The organism is Gordonia sp. VNK1 (assembly GCF_040049135.1).
In the GTDB taxonomy this organism is placed as follows: domain Bacteria; phylum Actinomycetota; class Actinomycetes; order Mycobacteriales; family Mycobacteriaceae; genus Gordonia; species Gordonia oleivorans.
The window spans coordinates 242,175-260,591 of sequence record NZ_JBDZDJ010000004.1 but is presented as its reverse complement, the minus strand read 5'-3'; the positions used below and the strand labels follow the sequence as shown (position 1 = coordinate 260,591).

General features: G+C 68.1%; 18 protein-coding genes. 9 read left to right on the top strand and 9 right to left on the bottom strand.

Annotation, left to right across the window (positions count from 1 at the left end; translation table 11 throughout):
* Both ABLE94_RS07090 and ABLE94_RS07085 read right to left on the bottom strand, forming a co-directional pair.
* Positions 1-1,014 (bottom strand): glutamate ABC transporter substrate-binding protein, encoded by a 1,014-nt coding sequence (locus ABLE94_RS07090; protein WP_348808472.1) that lies wholly within the window; start codon positions 1,012-1,014, stop codon positions 1-3.
* Between the two features lie 41 nt (positions 1,015-1,055).
* Entirely contained in the window at positions 1,056-2,501 is a 1,446-nt protein-coding gene (locus tag ABLE94_RS07085; RefSeq protein WP_348808420.1) for a GlnX family signal transduction membrane protein, read from the bottom strand.
* Between the two features lie 379 nt (positions 2,502-2,880).
* On the opposite strand from ABLE94_RS07085, the gene ABLE94_RS07080 reads away from it, so the two are divergent.
* Positions 2,881-3,360, top strand: a complete 480-nt coding sequence (locus ABLE94_RS07080) for an NUDIX hydrolase (protein WP_348806164.1) — start codon at positions 2,881-2,883, stop codon at positions 3,358-3,360.
* A 28-nt stretch (positions 3,361-3,388) separates the two neighbouring features.
* Here the strand turns inward: ABLE94_RS07080 and ABLE94_RS07075 are convergent, their stop codons facing one another.
* The 3 genes from ABLE94_RS07075 to thiE all read right to left on the bottom strand — a co-directional run bounded on the left by ABLE94_RS07075 (position 3,389) and on the right by thiE (position 5,375).
* On the bottom strand, positions 3,389-3,757 hold the full coding sequence (locus ABLE94_RS07075; protein WP_348806163.1) for a 2-isopropylmalate synthase: 369 nt from the start codon (positions 3,755-3,757) through the stop codon (positions 3,389-3,391).
* 381 nt (positions 3,758-4,138) lie between these two features.
* Positions 4,139-4,582, bottom strand: a complete 444-nt coding sequence (locus ABLE94_RS07070; protein WP_348806162.1) for a hypothetical protein — start codon at positions 4,580-4,582, stop codon at positions 4,139-4,141.
* A gap of 85 nt (positions 4,583-4,667) precedes the next feature.
* Complete coding sequence (thiE, locus tag ABLE94_RS07065; RefSeq protein ID WP_348806161.1) at positions 4,668-5,375, bottom strand: thiamine phosphate synthase; 708 nt, start codon at positions 5,373-5,375, stop codon at positions 4,668-4,670.
* Between the two features lie 144 nt (positions 5,376-5,519).
* Here thiE and thiO point away from each other — a divergent pair, with 144 nt between their 5' ends.
* From thiO to ABLE94_RS07035, 6 genes are all read left to right on the top strand, one after another.
* Positions 5,520-6,638, top strand: coding sequence for a glycine oxidase ThiO (gene thiO / locus ABLE94_RS07060; RefSeq protein ID WP_348806159.1), 1,119 nt, complete (start codon positions 5,520-5,522; stop codon positions 6,636-6,638).
* Positions 6,635-6,832, top strand: coding sequence for a sulfur carrier protein ThiS (gene thiS, locus ABLE94_RS07055; RefSeq protein ID WP_348806158.1), 198 nt, complete (start codon positions 6,635-6,637; stop codon positions 6,830-6,832). The genes thiO and thiS overlap by 4 nt, the downstream gene beginning before the upstream one ends.
* A 43-nt stretch (positions 6,833-6,875) precedes the next feature.
* Positions 6,876-7,637, top strand: a complete 762-nt coding sequence (locus ABLE94_RS07050) for a thiazole synthase (protein ID WP_348806218.1) — start codon at positions 6,876-6,878, stop codon at positions 7,635-7,637.
* A 61-nt stretch (positions 7,638-7,698) separates the two neighbouring features.
* Complete coding sequence (locus ABLE94_RS07045; RefSeq protein ID WP_348806157.1) at positions 7,699-8,814, top strand: ABC transporter ATP-binding protein; 1,116 nt, start codon at positions 7,699-7,701, stop codon at positions 8,812-8,814.
* Positions 8,811-9,584 (top strand): ABC-2 transporter permease family protein, encoded by a 774-nt coding sequence (locus ABLE94_RS07040; RefSeq protein WP_348806156.1) that lies wholly within the window; start codon positions 8,811-8,813, stop codon positions 9,582-9,584. The genes ABLE94_RS07045 and ABLE94_RS07040 overlap by 4 nt, the downstream gene beginning before the upstream one ends.
* Positions 9,585-9,655: 71 nt before the next feature.
* Positions 9,656-12,259 carry a helix-turn-helix transcriptional regulator gene (locus ABLE94_RS07035; protein ID WP_348806155.1) on the top strand — a complete coding sequence of 868 codons (2,604 nt, stop codon included), beginning with the start codon at positions 9,656-9,658 and terminating at the stop codon, positions 12,257-12,259.
* Positions 12,260-12,294: 35 nt separating this feature from the next.
* On the opposite strand, the gene ABLE94_RS07030 is transcribed toward ABLE94_RS07035, so the two are convergent.
* From ABLE94_RS07030 to ABLE94_RS07020, 3 genes are all read right to left on the bottom strand, one after another.
* Positions 12,295-12,807, bottom strand: a complete 513-nt coding sequence (locus tag ABLE94_RS07030) for a nuclear transport factor 2 family protein (RefSeq protein WP_348806154.1) — start codon at positions 12,805-12,807, stop codon at positions 12,295-12,297.
* Between the two features lie 72 nt (positions 12,808-12,879).
* A complete protein-coding gene (locus ABLE94_RS07025) occupies positions 12,880-13,764 on the bottom strand; it encodes an SCO6745 family protein (RefSeq protein ID WP_425476160.1) in 885 nt (294 codons plus the stop codon).
* A gap of 58 nt (positions 13,765-13,822) precedes the next feature.
* Positions 13,823-14,971, bottom strand: coding sequence for a DMT family transporter (locus ABLE94_RS07020; protein WP_348808471.1), 1,149 nt, complete (start codon positions 14,969-14,971; stop codon positions 13,823-13,825).
* A 269-nt stretch (positions 14,972-15,240) separates the two neighbouring features.
* On the opposite strand from ABLE94_RS07020, the gene ABLE94_RS07015 reads away from it, so the two are divergent.
* Positions 15,241-16,404: an ATP-grasp domain-containing protein gene (locus ABLE94_RS07015; protein WP_348808419.1), complete on the top strand. Its 1,164-nt coding sequence runs from the start codon at positions 15,241-15,243 to the stop codon at positions 16,402-16,404.
* 83 nt (positions 16,405-16,487) lie between these two features.
* The gene (locus ABLE94_RS07010) at positions 16,488-17,894 is read left to right on the top strand and encodes an amidohydrolase family protein (protein ID WP_348808418.1); all 1,407 of its coding nucleotides are present in this window, start codon (positions 16,488-16,490) and stop codon (positions 17,892-17,894) included.
* A 23-nt stretch (positions 17,895-17,917) separates the two neighbouring features.
* On the opposite strand, the gene ABLE94_RS07005 is transcribed toward ABLE94_RS07010, so the two are convergent.
* Positions 17,918-18,082, bottom strand: coding sequence for a hypothetical protein (locus tag ABLE94_RS07005; RefSeq protein WP_348808417.1), 165 nt, complete (start codon positions 18,080-18,082; stop codon positions 17,918-17,920).
* Positions 18,083-18,417: the final 335 nt, after the last annotated feature.

Below are 18,417 nucleotides of genomic sequence, written 5' to 3'. Positions count from 1 at the left end.
TCAGTCCCGATATGTTGCCTGTGGCGGGCCGTAGCTGGGGCCCAGATTGCTCAGCCACCGGTTGTAGGTGGCATACCACTGACCGTTGGCCTTGTTCTCCGCGAGGACTCCGTTGACGAACCGCACCATGTCATCGTGCCCTTGCGGCATGCCCACTCCGTAGTATTCGGCACCGAGACCCGGTCCGACGACCTCCACCCACGGATCCTGTGCGGCGAGCCCGGCCAGGATGGCGTCGTCGGTGGTGACGGCATCGACCTGGCCCTGCTGCAACATCACCAGGCAGTCGGCCCATGTGGTTGTGGTGATGATCTTGGCACGCGGTTGGTCGGCCTGCATCCGGCCGATCGAGGTGGTTCCGCGCGCGGCGCACACGCGCTTGTCGGCGAGGCCGTCGACGTCGGTGATGCCGGAATTCTTGGGTGCCAGAATGCGTTGCGACGCAATATAATACGGGGCCGAGAAACTGACTTCTCGGAGACGGTCGCAGGTGATCGACATGGTCTTGACCACGACGTCGACGGAGCCGTCACGCAGTGCCTCGGTGCGGTCGGCCGAGCTGAGCACCCGGTACTCGATCCGATTGGGATCACCGAAGATGGCCGCGGAGATCTGGCGGGCGATGTCGACATCGAATCCCTGGATGTCACCGGAGAGCGGATCACGGAAGCTGAACGGGTTGGAGCCGATGTCGGTGCCGACGACCAGCCGACCGCGGGCGGCGATCACGGCCATCGTGCTGTTCGGCGGCATCTCGTTGGGTTCGGGCATCTGCTCGGGTGGACGCAGACTCGCCGTCGCATTGCACGACTGCGAGTTCGGCACCGGCTCGGTGGTCGTCGCGGTCTGCACCCCGGGCGGGGTGGGTGTGACACCCGCGGCCGACGGCGGCGGCGACTCCGGCGCGGTGAACGTCACGCAACCGCTGCACAGTACGACGACCGCGCCGAGGAGCACGATCCACCGTGCCGCGCCGTGGCGCCGCGAGGTGAGCGGATGCCGTCCGGGGTTCATCGGTCCGGGGTTCATCGGTCCGGGGTTCATCGGTACGGGGTTCATCGATACTCCCGGATCCGCGGGATGATGCCGAGCACGAGGGCCGCCGCGGCGAAGAGCGACAGCACCATGATCCCGGTACCGGTGTAGCCGAGGACCCGTTGCGCGGTGTTGATGTCGTCGCGGAACGAGTTGCGGGTGGTGGTGATCGCGTCGGTCAACGCCGAGTCGACCGCGGCGTAGCTGCTCGCGGTGCTCGACGGATCGCTGCCGATCGTGAGGGTGCGGGCGGTCGCGAAGTCACCCTTCTCGATCGCCGCACGGGCCTGCTCGTCGGATTCGCGCCACTGCGCCAGCGCCGACTTCACCGACTCCACCTGCGACGACGACAACGCGCCGTCGTCGTCGGCGGTTTGCCCACCCAGATGCGTCAACGTCGTACTGATGCTGTCGGTGGCGGTCGCGAAGGTCTGGTCGAGGTCGGCCTGATCGCTGCGACGGACCAGCGAGAGGGTCTCCGCCGACCGTGCCTGCTGGGTGAGGATGCGGGCCTCGGTGAGCTGCCCGAGGGGATCGGCGCCGTCGACCTTCGCCGAATTGGTGGCCGCGACGGACGCCAACCCGGAGATGAGCAGCCACGCCAGCCCCCCGAGGATCGCGACGAGGGCGGCGAGCACCCCGATGTTGAATCGGCGTCGTGTGCGGCGCACCAGGAACCGGGAGGTCGCGATGAGGGCCAGGCTCACCACGAGCAACCCGAAGTAGACCCCGTAGGGCGGGATCGTCAGGGCCTGCTGCGGGTCGGCGATCGCGGTGGAGCGTCGATCGTAGAGTCGTTGGGCCGACGGCAGGATCTGGTCCTGCATGAGCGCCGACGCCTGACCGAGATAGGCGCTGCCCACCGGGTTGCCGAGCCGGTTGTTGATGCGGGCGGTCTCGATGAGTCCGCTGTAGACGGGGATCGTCGTGGCGAGGGTCTGCAGGTCGGCGTTGATCGCGCGGTCGGTGGCGTCGTTGTCCTCGCCGGGCGCCCCCGAGGTGCCCGCTGCCCGCATCAGCGACGCCGAGGCGGTGGCCAGTGCGTCGGAATAGCGTGCCCGCAATTCGGGGGATTCCAGACCGCCGGAGATGAACGCGGAATTGGCGGCGGCGTCGGCGATCGACAGCGAGCTGTAGAGCACCTGGGACGCCTCTGCGAGGGGTTCGTCCACGTCGATCATCGATTTCAGGGAGTCGGTGCGTTTCTCGAGCACGTTGGAGCCGTACCAGCCGGTGGCGAGGATCCCGATGGCCAGGACGGCGACGATCATGATGAGTTTGCCGGGCGTGGTGCGGGCGTAGTGACGCAGCGTGACCAACGGTGACTGGGCGCGCCCCCGGCCCATCGACATCAGTTCGCGACGGTCGGTGAGGACCTGCCGGATCGGTGGGGTGGTGGGATGCGGTCGGATCGTGCGACCCGCACGAGTGAGCGCGGTACGCACTCCAGATGCGTCGCCGGTCACGTCGTCACCTCTTCTGGCCGCCGGTCCTGGGCAGCGAACTGCTCAGTGTGCTGGTCGCTCCGCCCGCATCGGCAGGGCGCACCCACCGACGCCTCGCCGCGGCGTGGCAGTGTCCGGTATCGGGCGAATCGCTCGGTATCGGATGAATCGCTCCGGGGGAGGAGTCCGTTTCAACCCTAGGACATGTCGACGGGCCGATGCCCCACCTCCCCGGGGCGTTTTCTCCACTTCGCCCGCATCGGCCCGACACGCGCGCCACCCCTGGCCGAGGTGCGCTGCCTCACATACGGTGGAGGAACGGTGGTGGTGCGGACGCACCTGCCGTGGATGGCGGTGGTGAGTTTCTCGCCGGCGATTCTCGGGTGTCGAGGAGGCATGTGTGCGCGGAGACGGGGACGGCTGGGTCATCGGTGGCGATGGCAGCCGGTATTGGGGTGTCAACGGTGCGGCGGGACTGCTGGTCCGTGCGCCCCACGAGGAGGAGGGCCGGACCCTGATCCTGCTGCAGCATCGGGCGGTCTGGTCCCATCAGGGCGGCACCTGGGGTCTGCCCGGCGGGGCGCGTGACTCCCACGAGAGCGCCATCGACACCGCGTTGCGTGAGGCGCACGAGGAGGCCGGAATCGAGGCCGACGACCTGCATGTGGTCGCCGCGTTGGTGACGCACCGGGTGGACGCGTGGACCTACACGACGGTGATCGCCGACGTCGACGCGCCGGTCCGGACCGTGGCCAACGGTGAATCCGCGGAACTGCGGTGGGTCGACGAGGCCGACGTCGACAGTCTGCCGCTGCATCCCGCCTTCGGTGAGGCGTGGCCTCAGTTGCGGGAACGTCTGGCGGCGCTCGACCCGACCTGAGCGCTGCCGGACCTCCCGGGGCCTGCGCCTACGGCTCGAGGAGTCGGTTGGCGCCGGCGATCAGGGCCTTGACGTTGGCCTCGTCGCCGGTGGCGCCGTCGCCGTAGGCCCAGCACTTCCGGTCGTCGCGCTCACACAGCAGAAACGACGCGAATCCGTCGTCGGTCGGGCGCTGATGCAGCGTGAGGATCGAGACGTGCGCACCCATCTCGTGCAGCATCGACGTCATGGCGCCGATCGGGCCGGTCGAGGTGGACGACAGCGACATGATCCGGTCGGCGTAGGCCATGGTGGCCCGGCATTCGACCATGTCCGCCGGGGCCGGTGCCACCGAGAAGGACCCGAGGCGGATGGCGCCGCTCGCGCCGTAGGATTCATTGAACTCTTGCCAGGTCATGCCCGTTGCCTCCTCGCGAATGCCGCGAGGGAGTGGACCGCCGCAGCGCGACCAGGGGAACGTGGACGGATGAGGGTCGCGCTCACCCGAGGACAAGGGTGCGGGCGAGAGGTGACGAGAATGCATCGTGGATCATCGTTTCGGTCAAAGAGTGGGTGACCGACTTCCAACGCATGACATCCAGCGCACGCCGACCCCGCAGCGGGGGGTCGGTCAAATCAGACCCCGCTGCGGCGGGTTACGAGCGCGATGTGTGTCCACGACATGATCCGACCACCATAGACCCGGCTCGTGGCGGTGGGCAAACGGTTTTCGGGAGGGGACTCAGGGCAGTCCGCGTGGGTGAGTGGCAAGGTACGCCTGCCTCGACCCGGCTTCTGCTCAGAGAAGGTCCTTTCCGAAAATCGCGCCCTGTTTCGCGTACACGTCCATGAGTCGCCGAACGTTGCTTCCGGCGAGGTCCCACACGTTCCTGCCGGGTTCACTCCACATCCCCGGAAGGCTCTCGACCAAACCCACCCCGATGAGCGCACGAATACTCACTCCGCTACTCGTGTACGCGGAATCGAATGCGTCGAGCATGCGGGATACGCCCATCGGATCGGACGTGGAGCTGCGCTCGATCCACGACGCCGTATCGGCAAGAACCATGTACACCGGCACGCCGAGTCCTTCGGTTTCGAACTCCTGCCGCCGGTTGACAAAAGCGTCCCGGATTGGCCCGAAACGGTTGGCCATCTCTTCGACGAACGCCAATTGCTCCGCGAACGTCAATTGCTCCGCGAACGTCAGGTTCTCCGCATGGCCGTCGTCGTCGCTGATCATCGTGGCCTTTCGGTTTGCTGGTACCACGCCCGCGGGGTCGCTTTCGGCAGCATCTCCGGTTGCGGGTGAATGGTGCTGCGTCAGTTCAGCCGAGCCGACTCCGCAGATCGGTCGCCGCCGCAGCGGGGTCCGCGGCCGCGGTGATCGCCCGGACCACGACGATCCGTCCGGCCCCGGCGTCGACGACCTCGGGCACGCGGTCGGCGTCGATGCCGCCGATCGCGAACCACGGCTTGGCGGTGCCGGTCGCGGCCACCGACCGCACCAGGTCGAGGCCGGCGGCGACCCGACCCGGTTTTGTCGGGGTGGCCCAGCACGGTCCGGTGCAGAAGTAGTCGACGTCGCCGTCGGCGATCGCCGCCGCGGCCTGCTCCGGGTCATGGGTGGAGGCGCCGATCACAACGTCGTCGCCGACGATGCGCCGGGCGTCGGCAGGAGGCAGGTCGCCCTGGCCGAGATGCAGAACGTCGGCGCCGGCGAGTGCGGCGATGTCGGCGCGATCGTTGACCGCCAGCAGTGCGCCGTGTGCGTCGACGATGCTGCGCAGGTCGGCGAGAATGGCGAGTTCCTCGCGGGCCTCGAGCACGCCGAACTCGCGTTCACCGGCCGAACCCTTGTCGCGCAGTTGCACGATGTCGACCCCACCGGAAAGCGCGGCATCGACAAAGGCCGGCAGGTCTCCGCGTTCGCGGCGGGCGTCGGTGCACAGGTAGAGCCGGGTGGTGGTGAGGCGATCGCGCCGGGATGGTCCCTCGGCGCGGCCGGTCCCGGGAGTCCGAGATTCGGTCGACATGGGGACGAGAGTAGCGGCCGTGCGGTCGGGGGTAGGCTTGGCACCACCACACGGGAGTCCGGGGAACGTCGGGCTGAGAGTGCGGGCCGCCCCCGCAGACCGTCACACCTGATCCGGATCATGCCGGCGAAGGAAGGAGCACGGATGCATCATTCGCGGATCCCGGAATCCGTACGGCCGCACGGGCGGACGCTGGCCGTCGTCGGTGGCGGCGTCATCGGCCTCACCTGCGCACTGGCCGCCGCCGATCGTGGTTGGCGCGTCACGGTTTTCGACGCCGGCGAGCATTACCGCGCCGCGCACGTGGCTGGCGGGATGCTCGGCTCGCTGGGCGAGGGACATCCCGGCGAGGACGCATTGCTGGCGCTCTCGGAAGCCTCGGTGCGGCGCTGGCCGGCACTCGTCGAGCGACTCGGCGACCCGTCGATCATCGCGGCCCGCGACTCACTGTTCGTCGCGACCACCGCCGCCGACGTCGCCTACCTCCGCCAACTCGCCGACTTCGTGTGGTCGGCCCGACCGCGCGGCGACGACGACCTGACACCCGTCGGCGCCGCGGAGATCCGTCGTCGTGAGCCGGCCGTCGGGCCGCGGCTGCGCGGTGGATACCTCGCGCGAGGCGAAGGGGCAGTGGACAATCGGCGGTTACTGGCGGCACTGCGCGCAGCGTTGCAAGCAGTGGGTGGCACCATCGTCACCCGCCGGATCACCTCGCCGGCCGAGGTCGACGCCGATCAGGTGCTGCTCACCGCCGGCGCCGGCATGGTGGACCTGTGGCCGTCGGCCCCGGTGCACCTGGCCGCCGGGGAGGTGCTGCGCCTGACCGCCGACCGCTGGACGGTACCGCCGCCGCGGCACGTCATCCGCGCTCGAGTGGACGGCCGGATGGTGTACCTGGTGCCGAGAAGCGACGGAATCGTCGTCGGCGCAACACAATACGAAGGTGACGTGTCCGACTGGCGGAACGCCTCGGGTGCGGCACGGGCCGGTGGCGTGGCCGAGTTGCTCGCCGACGCGATCGAGGTCTATCCGGGCCTGCGCGAGTATTCACTCACCGAGGTGGGGGTGGGATTCCGGCCGTGTTCGCCCGACGGCCTCCCGATCATCGAACGGGCCGACGACCGGACGGTGATCGCGACCGGTCACGGGCGCAACGGAATCATGTTGGCGCCCTACACATCCGACGCGGTCCTCGAGTTGCTGGGCGAGGCGCCGAGGGAGACCGGGATCGGGGCGGGCGTCACGAAAGGGGAACGAGTATGACGATACGGGTCAACGGGAACACCATGGACCTCGCCGACGACCGATCGGTGGCGCACCTGGTGTCGACGATGGGTCTGCCCGATCGAGGGATCGCGGTGGCCGTCGACGGCGAGGTGATACCCCGAAGTGGCTGGGGCCGTGGCCTTTCCGACGGTGCCGTGGTGGAGATCGTGACGGCGGTGCAAGGTGGCTAGCGCGCCGGCCGAATCCGCGTTCGGCACCGCGGTCGACCCGGGAATCGGCGATCCGCTGCGCATCGCCGACAAACAGTTCACCTCACGCCTGATCATGGGTACCGGCGGTGCGGGAAACCTCGATGTTCTCTCCCGCGCACTGATCGCCTCGGGCACCGAACTCACGACCGTGGCCATCCGGCGGGTCAGTGCCGACAGTGCCACCGGCGTGCTGGAACTGCTGCGGCGATTGGGGATCGACATCCTGCCCAACACCGCGGGCGCTCACACCGCGGCCGAGGCGGTCCTCACCGCGCGACTGGCGCGGGAGGCACTCGAGACGTCCTGGGTGAAACTCGAGGTGGTCGCCGACGAGCGGACGCTGCTGCCCGATCCCGTCGAACTCCTCGACGCCGCAACCCAACTCGTCGACGACGGATTCGTCGTACTCGCCTACACCAACGACGATCCGGTGCTGGCCGCCCGACTCGCCGACCTCGGCGTGGCGGCGGTGATGCCGTTGGGCTCGCCGATCGGTACCGGCCTCGGTATCCGCAACCCGCACAACATCGAGATGATCGTCTCGCGGGCGACGGTACCGATCGTTCTCGACGCCGGGATCGGAACCGCGAGCGACGCCGCTCTCGCCATGGAACTCGGTTGTGACGCAGTACTTCTCGCGACGGCGGTGACGCGCGCCGACGATCCGGAACGGATGGCCGCGGCGATGCGGCACGGCGTCACCGCCGGCCGGTTGGCCGCCGGTGCGGGCCGGATTCCGCGGCGACGCTGGGCGAACGCCTCCTCGCCCGACCGCGACGCCTGAGACATCACCCTGAGACATCGCACCGCCCGGCCGACACCGGAAGCTGTGTAGTGTCGAGTCCGTGCTGAGAGTGGAGAACCTCACCAAAGACTATGGGCCGGTGCGTGCCGTCGACAACCTGAGTTTCGAGGTGGCATCCGGGATCGTCACCGGCTTCCTCGGACCCAACGGTGCGGGCAAGTCCACCACCATGCGGATGATGCTGGGACTGGACCGGCCGAGCGCGGGACGCGCCACCATCGACGGCAAGGAATACCGTCACCTCGATCATCCGCTGCGGCAGGTCGGTGCCCTGCTCGACGCGAAGTGGGTGCACCCCAACCGCAGCGCCCGGGCACACCTGAGGTGGCTGGCCGCCAGCAACGGCATCGCCGCCGCCCGCGTCGACGAGGTCCTCGAGACCGTCGGCCTGACCCAGGTCGCGGGCAAACGCGCCGGGGGTTTCTCCCTGGGCATGTCGCAGCGCCTCGGACTGGCCGGCGCGATCCTCGGCGATCCGCACACCCTGCTGTTCGACGAGCCGGTCAACGGCCTCGATCCCGAGGGCATCGTCTGGATCCGCAACTTCATGAAAGCGCTGGCCGCCGAGGGCCGGACCGTCCTGGTGTCCAGTCACCTGCTGACCGAGATGTCGCTGACCGCCGATCACCTCATCGTCATCGGACAGGGCCGGCTGATCGCCGACAAGTCGGTCGCCGAGTTCACCGCGGCGGCCCGCACCATCGTGCGGGTGCGCTCGCCCTATCCGGATCAACTCCATCACGCGCTGGTCACCGCCGGCGTGACGCCGCACCCGGAGATCGACGCCCACGGACGCACCGTGTTCGTCGTCGACGACGGATCGACCACCGATCGGATCGGCGACATCGCCGCCGCGGCCGGGGTGACCCTGCACGAACTCGTCGGCGCGCAGGCATCGCTGGAGGAGGCGTTCATGGCGATGACCGCGCACGCCGTCGAATATCAGGGTGGTGCCGGGGCGGCGCCGGGTGGCGGCGCCCACGAGATGGGTGTGGCGATGCCGGGCGCCGAGCCGGGTATGCATTCGGGTCCGCCGCGCCACGGCTCGCCACCACCGGGGTATGTGCCACCCGGTCAGGTGCCGCCACCCGGATTCCCGCCTGCCCCGCCCGCACCGGGGCCGTTCCCGGGCCCGTCCCAGGGAGGTCCGCAGTGATCGACGTCCTGCGCGCCGAACAGATCAAACTCGGCTCCATCCGCTCCCCGTACTGGTGCATGGGGCTGGTGGTGTTGCTCAGCATCGGTATCACCGCGCTGTTCAGTGCGCTGTTCACCGGGGCACCCGACGAGACCGGAACGAGCAGCACCGAGATCGCCGACGGCTCCGCGATGACCGTGCTCCTGGTCGGGTTGCAGCAGTTCGCCGTAATCGTCCTGATGATCATGGCGGTCCTCGGCATCACCAGCGAATACCGGTTCTCCACGATCCGCGCGTCGTTCCTCGCGGTGCCGAACCGGCCGCTGGTGTTGATCGGCAAGGCCGTCGTCTACGTTGCGCTCACCGTGATCACGACGCTGGTCCTGGCGGTCGTGTGCATCCTGATCCTGCAGGCCGGTCTCGGCACCTCGGTCGTCGGTTTCGGCAACTCGGCGGTGATCCGGCAGATCTGGGGCACCCCGATCTTCGCCGCGCTGTGCGTGCTGCTGTCGATGGGAATCGGTGCGCTGGTCCGTCAGACCGCCGGCGCGATCTCCATCGTCCTGGTGTGGATGCTGGTGCTGGAGACCATCCTCGGATCGGTTCCGCGGGTGCGTGACTGGGTCGGCCCGTTCCTGCCGTTCGCCAATGGGTCGCGATTCCTGTCCGGCGGTTCGGCCGACGACGTGTTCCATTGGAACTCGTATGTGTCGCTGGTGTACTTCGCGGTGGTCGCCATCGTCATCTACGTCGCCGGCGTCGTGGTGACCAACCGACGGGACGCGTGATCAACCGACCGTATGTCGTTGGCTGATATTCACCTGCGTATTTGCTGATAAAGGGACTAAAATCAGCAACCATGCCAACGAATTGGCCCCTGGTGCAACGCGAGAAGGAGTATCGCGCCATCTCTGCGGCCCTGCGCGGCGAGTCCGCCGTGGGTGGGGTGGTGCTGACCGGGGACTCCGGCGTCGGCAAGACGACCCTCGCGCGGCACGTCACCGCGAGCATCGGCAGTGGCGTGCGGTGGGTCGCGGGAACCGAATCCGCGCGCAGCATCCCCCTCGGCGTCTTCGCCCATCTGGTCGGGACGGCCACCTCCAGTGACCCGGTCACCTACCTCGCGGCGGCCCGCGAATCGTTGCTCGCCGACGGTCACGCCGTCATCGGCGTCGACGACGCGCACCTGCTCGACGAGTTGTCGGCGACGCTGCTGCATCAACTCGCCATCGACCGCGCGGTGCACATCGTGGCGACGGTCCGCAGCGGCGAGACCGTACCCGACGCGGTGACCTCGTTGTGGAAGGACAACCACCTGCTGCGGATCACCTTGTCGCCGTTCACCAAGGAGCAGAGCGTCGAACTGGTGGAGTCGGTGCTCGGCGGCCAACTCGAGGAACATTCGGCCGATCGGATGTGGGCGGCGTCCGGCGGGAACGCGCTGTTCCTGCGCCACCTCGTCGACGGTGCCCGTCAGGCCAACACGCTGCGGCAGGTCAACGGGGTGTGGCAGCTGCGCGGACGTGCGGCCATCACCTCCGAACTCGCCTCGCTGCTCGAGGGACGGATCGAACAACTCCACGAGTCGGTGCTGACCGCACTGAAATACCTGAGCCTGTGTGAACCCCTCGATCTCGACGTCCTCGCCGAGGTGGCCGGGGAGGAGGCGGTCGAGGAAGCCGAGATCGACGGACTGGTGCGGATCGAACGGGAGGGCCGCAACCTCAACGTCGGCTTCCACCATCCACTGTTCGGGGAGGTCATCCGCCGACGCCTCGGCTTCGCCTCGTCGCGGCGCCTGCGCGGCAATCTGGTGAAGGCCCTGCGCGGGCGCTCGCTGTCGTCACCCGCCGACCGCATCCGGCTGGCCGAATTGGCCTTGGAGAGTGACGCGTCCGCGGTCGACCTCGGTCTGCTGTCGGCGGCCGCGGGCGACGCCCTGAACCTGGCGCAGACCCCGATGGGGGAGCGATTCGCGCGCGCCGCGCTCGAGGAGGGCGGCGGTCCCGCCGAGGCCGAACTGCTCTCGCGGGCATTGATGTGGCAGGGGCATCCCGACGAGGCCGAGGCGATCCTCGCGCGCATCGACACCACCGGGCTCGAGGCGTCGCTGCAGTTGCGGATCGGGTTGCAGCGCGTCGGCAACATGTTCTGGGTGATGAACGACGCCGACCGGGCATCGACCATCCTCGACGCGGTGCGCGCTGCGGTGACCGATCCGCACCTGATGGGAATCGTCGACGGAATCAGTTCTGCCTGTGCGCTTTTCGAGAACAAGCTGGATGACGCGCTGCGCCTGTCGGATGCCGCACTGGCACCGGAGGACGCGCTGCCGTGGGCGGTCGAATGGGGTGTGTTCGGTGGCATGCTGTCCCGGGCCCTCATCGGGCGCGGCGACGAACTCGATCCGCTGATCCAGCGGGCCCGCGAGGCCGAGAAGTTCACCGACGGACTGTTGCGGTATCCGGCCGGGATCGGCGAGATCCTCGGACTCATCCTCGGCGGCCGACTCGACGCCGCCGACGCCGCCGCCGGACGCTACGTGGCGTTCGCCGACACCGCGCAGTATCTCAGCTGGGCGATGTCCGGGATTTTGGTGTCCGCCGTCGAACTGGCTCGGGGCGAATGCGCATCGGTGGTGCGGCGGATCGAGCAGACCCTGGCCACCCTCGACGGCGAGGAGTACTCGGCCTCGTGGAATTTCCCCGCCTATGTCTTTCTCGCCCAGGCGCTGAGCGCGCTGGGGGAGGCCGACCGCGCCGAGGCCGTCCTGGCCCGCGCCCGCGCCCGGGACGGCCGGCACGTCGCGGTGTTCCGGCCGATGCTGCGCATCGCCGAGGCCTGGCAGGCGGCCGCCGCCGGCACGGTGTCACTGGGTATCCGGCGGGCGTGGGATGCGGCCGCGCTGGCCGCGCAGACCGGGCAACTGGCCGTCGAGGCGCAGGCGCTGCACACCGTCGTCCGGTTCGGTGACGCCGGCCCGGCCGGGCGCCTGGCCGAACTGGCCGAACGGATCGACGGTCCGCTGCCGGGCCTCTACGCCCGGCACGCCGAGGCGCTCGCCGCCGGTGACGGGGTGGAACTCGACGTCTGCGCCGCCGATCTCGAGGCACTGGGGCTGCGGCTGTCGGCGGCCGACGTCGCCGCGCAGGCGTCGGCGATCCATGACAAGGCCGGCAAACGGTCGGCGACGGTGGCGTCGTCGTCGATGGCCAATCGCCTGGCCGCGGCCTGCGGTGGCCTGCGCACCCCGGCGTTGCTCGAGGCCGCGCAGCCGCTGCCGCTGACCACCCGCGAACGTGAGATCGCCACGCTGGTGGCGTCGGGACTGTCCAACCGGCAGATCGCCGAGCGGCTCACCGTCTCGGTCCGCACCGTCGAGGGCCACATCTACCGGGCCTGTGCCAAGCTCGACGTCACCGATCGCGACGGCATCGCCTCACTGATTCTCCGGGAACGGTGATCCTGCGGGCTCGGTGATCATTCGCCGAACGGTGATCATTCAGGAACCACGATCGCCGGCCCCGGCGTGACGCTGAACCCGGGGATCGACGCCAGCGGTACGTGCGCCTCGTAGGTGCGCTCGTATCCGGTGGCGCAGATCCGCCAGCCGTCGGCGGTGCGTCGATATTCGTCGGCGTAGAAGGCGGCGCCGATGAGCATGAACTCGACCTCGGCGACGATCACCCGATCCGACAGGTACCAGCGTCCGTACGCGATGTCGCCGTCGACGTCGATCTCCGGATGTGACACACGATGTTCGGTGATCACCCCCGGTCCCACCGACTCGCGCATGAAGCCGACGAGGTCGTCGCGGCCGGTGAGGTCGAGGCCGCCGTAGTGGCCGATCACATCGTTGGTGAGGGTGGCGGCGAAATCATCCCAGTCCTTGGTGTCCAGGGCCCGCAGATACCGATACTTGAGCTGCTTGATCTCCGCGAGATATCCACTGGTGAAACGTCTTTGGTGATCACGTGGCTCGTGTTCGTCGGCGGGGGGCGGTGGTGTCATGGTTCGACCAATACACCCACCACACCCGCCGGCGGATCGAGATCGCCGATTTCGCCGGCTACTTCTTCCGGGCTACTTCTTCCGGGTGCCGGGCAGGACCCCGGCGTCGATGACGGACTTCACGTACGGGCGCAGGGCGGTGACGGTCTCCGACAGCTCCGGACGCGACCACAGCTGCTCACCGAGGGCGTCGGTCTGCGCCTCGATGTCGTCGTAGATGGCGGCGCCGTCGGAGGTGAGGCGGTGACCGGGATCGGTATCGGAACCGGTGCGTTCGGCGAGCCCTTGGGCGACAAGACGATCCACCGATTCCTCCCACTCCTGCGCCGACCAGCCGCGGGTGAGCAGCGTCAGATCCCGGCCCAGCACCCGGCGCGTGACGGTGGGATCGGGCAGTGCCGCCTCGTGGAATACCGCGGCGTCGAGTCCGCCCAGCCCGTGAACCACCAGCGCGGCAATGTGGTTGTCGCCGCGCCACTCTCGCAGCACGGCGAACGTATGCCACAGCCGCAGGTGCGGCGGCGTGGGTGCCGGGGCCGCGGCCCACGCGGCGGCGAGCGGACGACCCGAGTACGGCAGGGTCTGCGCCGCCTCGGCGAACACATCGGCGGCCGCGGCGATCGCGTCGTCGTCGACGCCCTCGCCCCAGATGTCGCGCAATTGTTCATCGAGCATCCGGTCACGGGCCTGCGACACCCGGTCGAGGCCGACCTCGAGCGCCTTGGCCCAACTCTTGGCGATCGAATCGGGGGCGAAGTTGACGAAGGCGGCAGTCACCACCGACGCCGCGCACGGACCCATCGGTGCGGCACGCGCACCCACGTAGAAGGCATGCGCGTTCAGGCCGGTCGCCTCGTGCGCGCCGGCCAGGGCCGGACTGAAGTAGGCCAGGACGTGGAAGGGTTCGAGGGTGTCGTAGGCGCGGCGGGCGGCGGATGTGGTCGTGGACATGGTCACCACGCTGTCGGCGCCATCGGTCGGTGTCAAGCGTGCAGCCGGTTCACGGGGTGAGGCGTCACGGGGTGCGGCGCGGTCCGTTACCGCCGGGACGGGCCACCCGCTGATCGCCGGTGACACCCAGGTCGGCTTCCAGATCGTCCTCCACCAGGGTGAAGTCGGCGTCGCAGAACTGGTCCTCGCTGACCTCGTCGTCGGTGTCGGTGCTCACCGCGGCGGTCGTCGACCCGTCGCTCGTCACCCCGGCGGCGTCGCGCTCCGCGGTGTCGAGGTCGTCATTCTCCCGTCCGCGTCGCCAGCCGCCCTTCATCGGCGGTGCCTCGCCGAAGTGGTCGGGATCGCCGGAGCCGTACCAGGCGACGAGGACCGCACCGATCACCGCGCCGATGAATCCGACGACGGCCAGCCAGCCCAGACCTTCCTTGGCGGTGTCGCCGAGGAACAGCACCCCGACCAGGCTCGGTCCCGCGGTCTCACCGACGACGAGGACCGCGGTGACGCCGTTGACCGCACCGAGTTGCAGGGCGACGGTTTGCACGAAGAATCCGGCCGCGCCGGCGACGGCGATGGTCCACGCCGCCGGATCGAGGAGCAGCACCTTGAGATCGAAGGGGTGGACGCCGTCGAGGATGCGCACGGCGATCGCGATGACGCCGAAGAGCAGGCCGGCCATGGCGCCCCCGACGATCGCGCCGTGGCGACCCAGCCGGTAGACACCGAGCAACGCCAGCGACGACAACACCAGCGTCGCGACGAACAGACCCCAGTGGATCGAGTGGGCCTGGCCATCACCGGTCGTATGTGACGAGGAGAAACCGAGCAGACACAGGGAGAAGACGACCAGCCAGATCGACACCCAGTCGCGGGTGTGCAGGGCGATGTTGAGCATGATCGTCCCCAGCAGCGCGGTGACGACGAGATTGGCCGAGACGATCGTCTGGGAGAGGAACAGCGGCAGGAACCGCGCAGCCACCGCCCCGCCGGCGAAGCCGACGATCACCATGACCGTTCCCAGGATGAACGAGGGGTCGACGAGGGTGGACATCGTCGACTGCAACGACGGTCCACCGGCCGGGTTGGTGTCCTCGATGCCGTCCTCACGGGCGGTCTGCGCGACCCGCCGGGCGCCGAGCGCCCGCAGGACCGTCGACATGCCGTATGCGACGGCGGCGAGGCATGCGGAGATGACGCCGACGACAAACAGCATCTCCATCACCTCCACCCACTGCACGACGACATCGGATCTGCCGTCGAGATCCGGTCGTGGACGACCGGCAACATCAACTTAACAACGCGAAAGACTGCAACAGCCATCGCGGTCCCGGTATTCCGGACCCCTGCGTCCGAGTATGCCGGGTCGCACCGACAACGGCTCATCAATTTTTGCAAACGATCGACACGCGGTGCCGGTCACCGATCCGGTTGGGCCCGCACCGGGTGTCCGCCCCGATGAGGAGGACGCCCTAGACTCGCGACGTGGCCCCCACCGGTAAGCATGTGCTCATCACCTTCGGCCGATCGTTTCTGACCCTGAACCTGGCGCGACTGCTCGCAGCCGGCGGACATCGGGTGACGACGGTGGACTCGATTCCGGTTGCCCTCACCCGGGCGTCCACCGCGGTTCACGGCTTTCACCTGGTACCACCGCCGAAGTTTGAACCGCAGAAATACTGTCGTGAGCTCGCGCGGATCGTCGTCGAGGATGCGGTGGACATCGTCATCCCGATTCATGAGGAAACCGACATCCTCTCGATGATGCGTGGACTCTTCCCGCCCGAATGCGAATTGTTCCTCTCCGACTTCGAACTCGAGAACCGGCTGCACAACAAATTCGATTTCCAGGTGATGTTGGCCGATCGCGGTGTGCCGACCCTGAAGTTCGCCGAACTTCGGGGGCCGGAGGACATCGGGCAACTCGACTTCACCGGCCCGTTCGCGGTGAAGAAGTGCTATTCGCGGGGCTCGCAGAAGGTGCACAAGGTCTACCCCGGCGATCCGATGGACTGGCTCGACCACGACCCGAGCAATCCGTGGCTGGCGCAGGAGTGGCTCACCGGCGATCGTTACTGCACCTACTCAGTGGTGCGGGAGGGGCGGATCTTTGCGCACGCGACCTATCCGGTGGAATATGCGATCGGCGGCAGCTCCTGCCTGTCGTTCGTCTCGGCCCACCACCAGGGGATCGTGGATTGGGTGACCGACTTCCTCGCCGGTACCGACTTCACCGGTCAGGTCGGGTTCGACTTCATCGATCATCCCGACAAGGGGCTCTACTGCATCGAATGCAACCCGCGCGCCACCAGCGGGATCATGATGTTCCGTCCACACAACCGGCTCGATCGTGCATTCTTCGGCGAGAACACCGAGGTCATCGTCCCCGACGACGACGTACACACCATGATCAAGGTCGGCATGTCGATCTTCGGGTGGCGCAAGGATGCGAGGCAGGGCCGCACCATGCGGGAGTACTTCCGTGATCTGCGTGGATTCGACGATGTCATCGGGGTGCCCGGCGACCGGAAACCGGGATTGTTGTTGCCCGCCGCCTACCTCGGCATCGTGCGGAGCTGCGTGAAATACCGCGTCGGTCTGGCCGAGGGATTCATGCACGACCACGAATGGGACGGCCACGTCATCTGACCCGGTCACCTCCATCCGGTCACCTCCGACCGGTCGCCTTCGCTCGGCGCGCCGAACCCGCGGGGTTGTGCTTCGGTTGGACGATGAGCACGCACCTCGGGCACATCGTCCACATCGCCGGGAGCCCCGTTGTCGACGACGCCGTGGCCGCACTCGTCGACATCCCCGACGGCGCGCTGGTTGTCGACGACGGCACCGGGGTCATCCTGTTCTCGGGGTCCCGCGGCGACGTGCCGGATGAGTACCGCGCGCACCCGGTCATCGATCACGGAGCGGCCTTCCTGCTCCCCGGTTTCGTCGACACCCACATCCACTTCCCGCAGACCTACTCCCTCGACGCCTACGGCGGCGGTCAGTTGCTGGAGTGGCTGAACACCTGCATCTTTCCCGCCGAGGCCCGTTTGGCCGACCCGGAGTTCGCCCGACGTGTCGCACGGGATTTCACTGCCCGCCGGATCCGGGCCGGAACAACCGCGGCGATGGTGTTCGGCTCGGCCTTTCCGGTGGCGCAGGATGCGTTGTTCACCGAGACGCAGCGCGCGGGCCTCCGCATCGTCAGCGGCCGGGGGATTCAAACGACGGGTCCGGATTCGGCTGAGCCCCTGATGACTTCGGAGTCCGACGCGATCGCGTTGACGATGGCGGAGATCGACCGCTGGCACGCGTCGGACACCGGCGATCCGTCGACGGCGTTGCGCCACACCGCCATTGTGCCCCGGTTCACCTTGTCGGTGACCACCGAGACGCTGCGTGCGTTGGGCGATCTCTACGCGTCGGTCGCCGATCAAGGCGTCTACGTACACACCCACCTGAACGAGAACAATCGTCCGCATACTGGTGAGATCGACACGGTGAAAACGCTTTTCGCGGTTGACAGCTACCTGGACACCTATGATGGCAAGTTCCTGCCCGGGTCACGCCGCGGGGGTGAGAGTCTCCTGGGCCGGCGCACGATCATGGCTCATGCGGTGCACTGCACCGACGCCGAGCTGACGCGGATGGCGCAGACCGGGACGTCGATCGCGCATTGTCCGACGTCTCAACAGTTCCTCGGGTCGGGGACGATGCCGTGGCGGCGGACCATCGCGGCCGGGATCACCGTCGCGGCCGGAAGTGATTGTGGCGCAGGAGATGAGTGGCTGATACCGCAGGTGCTCGCCGATGCGTTCAAGGTGCATATCTCCGAACCGGGAGACGCGAGCGTGGCATTGCATCCGGCGCAGCTCCTGTTCACCGGCACGCTGGCCGGCGCGCGGGCACTCGATGCCGAGGCGCGATTCGGCAACTTCGACGAGGGAAAGGAGGCGGATTTCGTGGTGATCGAACCCGAGCGCTGGGCGCCGCTGCAGTCGTTGCTGGACCACGGAATTCGATCCGACGATCCGGAATTGGCGCGGGATCAGACGCTGTTCGCGCTGCTGCTCGGAATGCGGGAACCCGCGATCGCCGAGGTTTATGTGCAGGGGCGGCGGGTGGAGTACGAGATCTGACGGTCTGAGTGTGGGGCGCCGGGTCAGGCGGCAGCGGTGGGAACGGGGTTGAGTTCGGCGCCGGGAGTCGGTGCGGAGGTGGACGTGCGGGCCGAATCGGCGATGATGCCGATGAGCGCGCCGATTCCCGCGGCGCAGGCGACGAGGACGACTAGCATGCTGAGCGCGAGGATTCCCATTGATGTCATGTCACTCAATTGTCCGCGGAAAGCGCAGATGTTCCACCCAGGAGGGCGGGTTGGTGTGGGTACTCACTCGTAAACAAGGAGTGTGACATGCCGACGGCGCCGCGCCGAACAGTGTAGTCGACGTTCACATCTGTCCTCGTCACAGCGCTGATCGCGACCGGTTGACCGGTGTCGTCGCCGGGTCGTGGCCCCGGAGTATCCGGGCGGGAGTCCGGCCACCGTCATCGCCGGGCAGATGACGCACCGATCAACTCGTCTCGCGTCCGCTCGACGATCCGGTCTTCGCGGCCGCGTTGCGCCGCTTCGTGGTAGTTCCGGTCGCCGGATACGACCAC

What these genes read in the sequence shown, in the direction of transcription:
- ABLE94_RS07090 (WP_348808472.1), bottom strand. Translation starts at nt 1,014, where the DNA reads ATGAACCCCGGACGGCATCCGCTCACCTCGCGGCGCCACGGCGCGGCA.
- ABLE94_RS07075 (WP_348806163.1), bottom strand. Translation starts at nt 3,757, where the DNA reads ATGACCTGGCAAGAGTTCAATGAATCCTACGGCGCGAGCGGCGCCATC.
- ABLE94_RS07070 (WP_348806162.1), bottom strand. Translation starts at nt 4,582, where the DNA reads ATGATCAGCGACGACGACGGCCATGCGGAGAACCTGACGTTCGCGGAG.
- thiE (WP_348806161.1), bottom strand. Translation starts at nt 5,375, where the DNA reads ATGTCGACCGAATCTCGGACTCCCGGGACCGGCCGCGCCGAGGGACCA.
- thiO (WP_348806159.1), top strand. Translation starts at nt 5,520, where the DNA reads ATGCATCATTCGCGGATCCCGGAATCCGTACGGCCGCACGGGCGGACG.
- thiS (WP_348806158.1), top strand. Translation starts at nt 6,635, where the DNA reads ATGACGATACGGGTCAACGGGAACACCATGGACCTCGCCGACGACCGA.
- ABLE94_RS07035 (WP_348806155.1), top strand. Translation starts at nt 9,656, where the DNA reads ATGCCAACGAATTGGCCCCTGGTGCAACGCGAGAAGGAGTATCGCGCC.
- ABLE94_RS07030 (WP_348806154.1), bottom strand. Translation starts at nt 12,807, where the DNA reads ATGACACCACCGCCCCCCGCCGACGAACACGAGCCACGTGATCACCAA.
- ABLE94_RS07020 (WP_348808471.1), bottom strand. Translation starts at nt 14,971, where the DNA reads ATGCTGTTTGTCGTCGGCGTCATCTCCGCATGCCTCGCCGCCGTCGCA.
- ABLE94_RS07010 (WP_348808418.1), top strand. Translation starts at nt 16,488, where the DNA reads ATGAGCACGCACCTCGGGCACATCGTCCACATCGCCGGGAGCCCCGTT.
- ABLE94_RS07005 (WP_348808417.1), bottom strand. Translation starts at nt 18,082, where the DNA reads ATGACATCAATGGGAATCCTCGCGCTCAGCATGCTAGTCGTCCTCGTC.